Origin of the sequence: Prosthecobacter sp. (assembly GCF_049294395.1) — a bacterium.
Classification (GTDB): domain Bacteria; phylum Verrucomicrobiota; class Verrucomicrobiia; order Verrucomicrobiales; family Verrucomicrobiaceae; genus Prosthecobacter.
In genome coordinates, this window is the sequence record NZ_JBAQCR010000119.1 from 1 (window position 1) to 5,486 (window position 5,486).

Here is a 5,486-nt window from a genome sequence, read left to right on the forward strand (position 1 = left end):
ACCGCGATGCTTGCGGCAGCCGGCTCCTTGCTGCTCAACGTCGTCTTCGCCGCTTGGCCGCTCTTGTTTGTGTTGATGCTTTGGGTAGTTTGCTTGGCCATGTGGGTGGTGTGTTCGGGGTTGCTCAACACTCCCTTCTTATCACCGATCCGCTTCGGTGACTCCGCCCACATGGTATCTACGGCCCGGAGTGCCGCGCCTGCAATTCAATCCTCGTCATCGTCATCACGGGGCCCGTTCACAGAGCGTTTCTTCTTCACAGCGGAGATGTTGCGGTGAACCCAGACGCTCTGGACCATGCCCATGAGGAAGAGCGTCACGACGACGAAGGTACCACCGTAGCTGATGAAGGGCATGGGCAGACCGATGACGGGCAGCATGACGAGATTCATCCCGGCATTCTGAAAGGTGTGCACAAAGAACATGGCCACCACGCCAACGACAATGAGCCGCCCGAGCTGATCGCGGGCGCAAAAGGCCACGAAGACGCTTTGCAGCAGCAGCAGCGCCATGCCTGAGAGCAGGAGCACCGAGCCGCGGAAGCCAAACTCCTCCGCGATGACCCCGAAGATGAAGTCATTGATGGATTCGTGCGGGAAGAAAGTACGGTGGATGGAGGCCTGATCGGGAACCTTCTTGGACTCAGGCCCCTTGCCTTCAAGGCCTCCCGTCGAAACGGCGATCTGCAGGTGCTTGGCCACCCAGCCTTCGTTTTGCAGGTCCACCTTGTCGAGCTGGTTGGTGGCCATGTACCAGGTGGAATTGATACGAGCCTGCTGATAGGGCTTGAGTGCAAAGACATAGACCAGCGGCACCACGCTGGCGACACCGAGCAGCATGGTGATCATGTAGCGAAAGGGGATGCTGCCGACGAGCATCATTGACAGGAACACGGGGCCCCAGACGAGACCGGAGCCCAAGTCTTCCTTGATCACCATCATGGCGGGAATGCCGGCCACCATCCCTGCGGCCATGATGCGCAGCCATGGACGGCGAAAGACCGGTATCATGCGCGGCAGTTCACCAAAAATGACACCCAGAATCAGGATGCCAGACATGATGGCAAACTGCGAAGGCTGCACCATCATGCCGCCCACTTTAATCCAAGCTTTGTTACCCCCGATCTCCACCCCGAAGGCCAGCACCGCCACCAGACCACCGATACCGGCGATGTACATCGGCACACAAGCCCAGCGCACCCACTTGTAGTCCAGCAAGGAGGCGGCAAAGAAAAACGGCAGGCCGATCATCACCCAGCGGATCTGATCACGCCACTTGAGCGCCAGATCAGCCTCGTCCTTGTAGGCGGAGGCATTGAAAATGGCGTACACACCGAAGACGATGAGAGCGGCGATGTTGAGCACCAGCAGCCAGTTCATGCCGAGGAACTTTTTGAAAAGAGGAGTCATGGGATCAGAACAGGAAAAGATTGGGTCGAGTGGACACCACTCGCGCTAGATGAGCACGGGCACGGCTTCGAGCAGCTTCTGGGTGTAGTCGTGACGCGGGTTCTCGCAGATATCGTCCGCATTCCCCTGCTCGACGATCTTGCCGTGATGCATGACGACGATGTGATCACTCATGTGGCGGACGACCGCGAGATCGTGCGCGATGAAGAGCAGCGTGAGATCAAGCTCCGCCTGAATGTCCTTGAGCAGATTGAGAATCTGGGCCTGCACGCTGACATCCAGAGCGCTGACGGGCTCATCACAGATGAGGAAACGCGGCTTCACCGCCAGTGCGCGTGCGATGCCGATGCGCTGGCGCTGGCCACCGCTGAACTCATGAGGGTAACGCTGCAGCGCATCTTCCGGCAGTCCGACTTTTTTGAGCAGCCCGGCGGAGACTTCACGGCGCTGATCACGGGAGAGTTCCTTGAAGTGAATCTGCAGCGGCTCGCCGAGAATGGACTCGACGGTCATGCGCGGATTGAGCGAGCCGATGGGATCCTGAAACACCATCTGCATCTCCTTGCGCAACGGACGAAATTCGTTCTCCGTCATCGGCAGCACTTCCATGCCGCGATAGTTCACGCTGCCGGAGGTGACCGGAGTCAGCTTGAGCAGAGCACGTGCCACGGTGGACTTGCCGCTGCCGCTCTCACCCACCAGACCGACGGTGCTGCCTTCCTCCACTTCGAAGCTGACCTTGTCCACGGCCTTGATGACATCCTTGGTACGGCCAAACCAGCCCCCGCGCACGGGGAAGTGAATTTTGAGGTCTTGAACGCGGAGCAGCTGCATGGTGGAAACCGAGATTTTAGCACAGCTGGTAAAACGCGCTAAAGTTTCATTGCGTGAAAGCTTGAAAGTGTCAGCATCCCTTCCCTGATGAACGAACGCTATGAATTGCTGGCTCCCATCGCCGAAGGAGGCCTGGGGGCTGTTTTCAGAGCACGGGACCTCCAGCAAGGCCGCGAGGTGGCGATCAAACGCATTCTGGCCGACAAGGTGGGTGGCTGCGGTACGGCGGTGGATGCCCTGATCCGCGAGGCCCGGAAGCAGTCGAAGGTGCAGCACCCGAACGTCGTGGCCGTTTACGATTTCGGCGTGGATACCGAAGGTGGGTTCATCGTGATGGAACTGGCCCAAGGCGAGACTTTGGAGGACGTCATCCTGCGCGGTGCTTTGACGGCGGATGATTTTGACACCCTGGTGCGCCAGACGCTGGACGGGATGAGCGCCGTGCACGCGAAGGGCATCCTGCACCTGGACCTGAAACCCGGAAACCTGATGATCCAGCGGCTGCCGAACGGTGGCCTGCAGGTGAAAATCCTCGATTTTGGGCTGGCGAAAAGCACCCCTCGGGTGGGAGAGCCAGATCTGAAAGCCTGCGAAGGGCTGCTCGGCTCCATTCATTTCATGGCTCCGGAGCAGTTTGAACGCGCCCCTGTGGATGCGCGCACGGACATCTATGCCCTTGGCTGCATTTATTACTATGCGCTGACACAGAAGCATCCCTTCGACGGCGAGACCAAGCCTCAGGTGATGGCGGCCCATTTGCACCCCCGGACACCGCTGCTGGGCACACTGCGGCCGGACCTGCCCGCCCGCACCGTGAAGTGGGTCGAATGGCTCATCAACCGTGCCCCTGCCAACCGGCCGGTCTCCGTTGCCGAGGCGCTGCGGGTTTATGAGGAAGTCACCAAGCCGGGTGCATGATTCCCAGCCCTGCCTAAGCAGGTGGGCCATCCCGGAAGTAATCACGCCGAAGACGAAAGCCTCTTGCCATCGCACGACGTGCCGCCATCATGACGAAACCTGTTTCTTGTTCCCCATGTCGCGTGTCCTCACTGCCCTTCTTTTTGCCGCCGCCAGCTTCCTGCTCTGCTCCTGTGGCATGATCAAGAAGATCATTCCCCCGATGCCCAAGCTGCCAAAAATTGGAATGCCCAGCCTGCCGAGCCGAAACACCGTGGCAAAGCTCGTCCCGGGCATGTCTGAGACGGACAAGGTGAATTCTGAAGATCCGGATGTTCCATTCAATTCACGCGGCACCCTGGGCTTCGGCCACACCGTGCGGCTCGAAATTTATGAAGGCACCCGCAGCCCGGACCGAATCTACCGTGGCATTGAGATGATCAACACCGAAGGGCTGCTCCCCCTCGGCAAGGTGGGCAGTGCGCGTGTCGGGGGCCTGACTCTGCCCAAGGCCGCAGAGGCCATCGCCACGGTGTTCCGGCTGGCCGGACGCAACACCCGGGAGATCACGGTGCAGATCATCTCCGTGGAAAACACCCCGGTCCTATTCCTCAACGGCGATGTGATGGAGCCCGAGTTTATTCCGGTCTTCAAAGACATGAGCGTGAGACAGGCCGTCACCGTCACCGGCGGTCGCAAGCCCGGCTCCACCTCCCGCGGCTTCTACATTTCACGCCACGGCCAGCGTCACTTCTTCACCTCACTGGAAGCTGCGGATAAAAACTGGCAGCCGCAGGCTGGTGACATCATCACACTTTCTCCCGACATCTGATTTTCGCATCATGCTCGAATACACCGGCAGTGGTCCTGCCACTGCACAAAGCCCCCTGAGTTCTCTTTTTCAAACCGCCGCCATCCTCCGTATCGGGACCGGATTGCTGCTCATGACCCGCTACGGCCTCAATGCCGTGCAAAACGCCTACCATTTCTTCTTTCAGGAGAAGCCCTGGGCCTGGGTGCCTGCGTTTCATGAGGCGGGCATGCCCTACGCCCATCTGCTGGCCCCGGTCGTCGCCCTCCTCATCGTCGCCGTGGCCTTGAGCTGGATCATCGGCTTTTTAACCCGGCTGTTTGCCTTCATCTTTCTGCCGGTGGTCATCACGACGCTGGTGGTGCTGCACAACACCGACTCCCCACGGGTGGAGGCTGCGTGGCTCTACCTGATCATCACCGTGACGCTGCTCCTGTTCGGATCGGGCACCGTTTCCGTGGACCAACTCTTCCGCCTCGGCCAGAGCGGGCCTAAAAAACGCCGCTGATGGCCCGCATCGTCCGCAGTTCCGACGCTGCCGCCGTGACTCCCGCTGTGGAGCGCGTCCTGGCCATCGACCCGGCGCTGCGGAAAACCGGCTGGGCGGTGGTGGAATGCGCCGCCGGGCAATTGCGCGCGATTGAATGGGGCGTCATTCACAACAAAGCGGCCCTGCTTCCCTCCGGCTGCCTCGTCGCCATCCGTGCCGGATTGCTCGAAGTCATCGCGCGGCATGCACCGACGGTGTGCGCGATTGAGTCCACCATCTTTGTGCAGAGCTACAAGACGGCCATCGTGCTGGGCACCGCACGCGGAGCCTGCCTCATAGCCGCAGCCGAGCACGGCCTGCCGATCTACGAATATGCCCCGCGTGAAATCAAACAGGCCGCCGTGGGGCGTGGTGCGGCGCAGAAAGACCAGGTGGCCTTCATGATCCGCGCCCAGCTCCGCCTGCGTGAAACGCCGGAGGCCGATGCCGCCGACGCACTCGCAGCCGCCATCACCCATTTTCAAAACAGCGCCGCCGCCCGCGCAACGGAACGTGAAGCGCGGCGGGTGTGAGGGAACGGGACGCGCGCTACTTTTTCTTCTTGGTCAGCGGCTTTTTGGCCGAAGTCTTCTTCGCTGAGGTCTTTTTGGCTGACGTTTTCTTTGCAGACGCTGTGGTGTTCTTCGCCTCGGCGAGCTTCAGCCTCTTCTTTTTGATATCTTGCTCAGCCTTCTCCATCCTCTTCAGCAGCTTCGGCCACTGCTTTTCCTCCACGATGAAGCCGACACAGCGGTCGGCGCCGCAGCGGCAGGGATGCTCGTCCCAGGTGTCCACGTCAAAACCGTAGTTGTAGGTCAGCTCCTCGCCGGCCTTGATCTCGCGCAAGGAATAGATCCAGATGCGGCCGCGGATGATGTAGGCTTCGCAGTTGGGGGCGCAGGAGTGATTGATGTAGCGTGCGGGGTTTTTCCCTTTGGCGCCATCAATGTCGTAGCGCTGGTTCAGGGTGAACACATAAACGGCGGCGCCACCGGTCTTCTTGGAC

The 5,486-nt window shown here is 60.2% G+C and carries 7 protein-coding genes; 4 read left to right on the forward strand and 3 right to left on the reverse strand.

Features of this window, described 5'->3' with window-relative positions:
- Positions 1–206: 206 nt before the first annotated feature.
- Positions 207–1,409, reverse strand: coding sequence for an FtsW/RodA/SpoVE family cell cycle protein (locus tag WAW39_RS07595; RefSeq protein WP_422317411.1), 1,203 nt, complete (start codon positions 1,407–1,409; stop codon positions 207–209).
- Between the two features lie 45 nt (positions 1,410–1,454).
- Positions 1,455–2,243, reverse strand: coding sequence for an ABC transporter ATP-binding protein (locus WAW39_RS07600; RefSeq protein WP_422317413.1), 789 nt, complete (start codon positions 2,241–2,243; stop codon positions 1,455–1,457).
- A gap of 87 nt (positions 2,244–2,330) precedes the next feature.
- Here WAW39_RS07600 and WAW39_RS07605 point away from each other — a divergent pair, with 87 nt between their 5' ends.
- From WAW39_RS07605 to ruvC, 4 genes are all read left to right on the forward strand, one after another.
- On the forward strand, positions 2,331–3,161 hold the full coding sequence (locus WAW39_RS07605) for a serine/threonine-protein kinase (protein WP_422317415.1): 831 nt from the start codon (positions 2,331–2,333) through the stop codon (positions 3,159–3,161).
- A 115-nt stretch (positions 3,162–3,276) separates the two neighbouring features.
- Entirely contained in the window at positions 3,277–3,972 is a 696-nt protein-coding gene (locus WAW39_RS07610; RefSeq protein ID WP_422317417.1) for a hypothetical protein, read from the forward strand.
- Positions 3,973–3,982: 10 nt separating this feature from the next.
- On the forward strand, positions 3,983–4,459 hold the full coding sequence (locus WAW39_RS07615) for a DoxX family protein (protein WP_422317419.1): 477 nt from the start codon (positions 3,983–3,985) through the stop codon (positions 4,457–4,459).
- Positions 4,459–5,013, forward strand: coding sequence for a crossover junction endodeoxyribonuclease RuvC (gene ruvC, locus WAW39_RS07620; protein ID WP_422317421.1), 555 nt, complete (start codon positions 4,459–4,461; stop codon positions 5,011–5,013). The genes WAW39_RS07615 and ruvC overlap by 1 nt, the downstream gene beginning before the upstream one ends.
- A 16-nt stretch (positions 5,014–5,029) precedes the next feature.
- Here ruvC and WAW39_RS07625 read toward each other — a convergent pair.
- The coding region (locus WAW39_RS07625; RefSeq protein WP_422317423.1) for an SET domain-containing protein-lysine N-methyltransferase at positions 5,030–5,486 on the reverse strand (457 nt) is incomplete at its 5' end.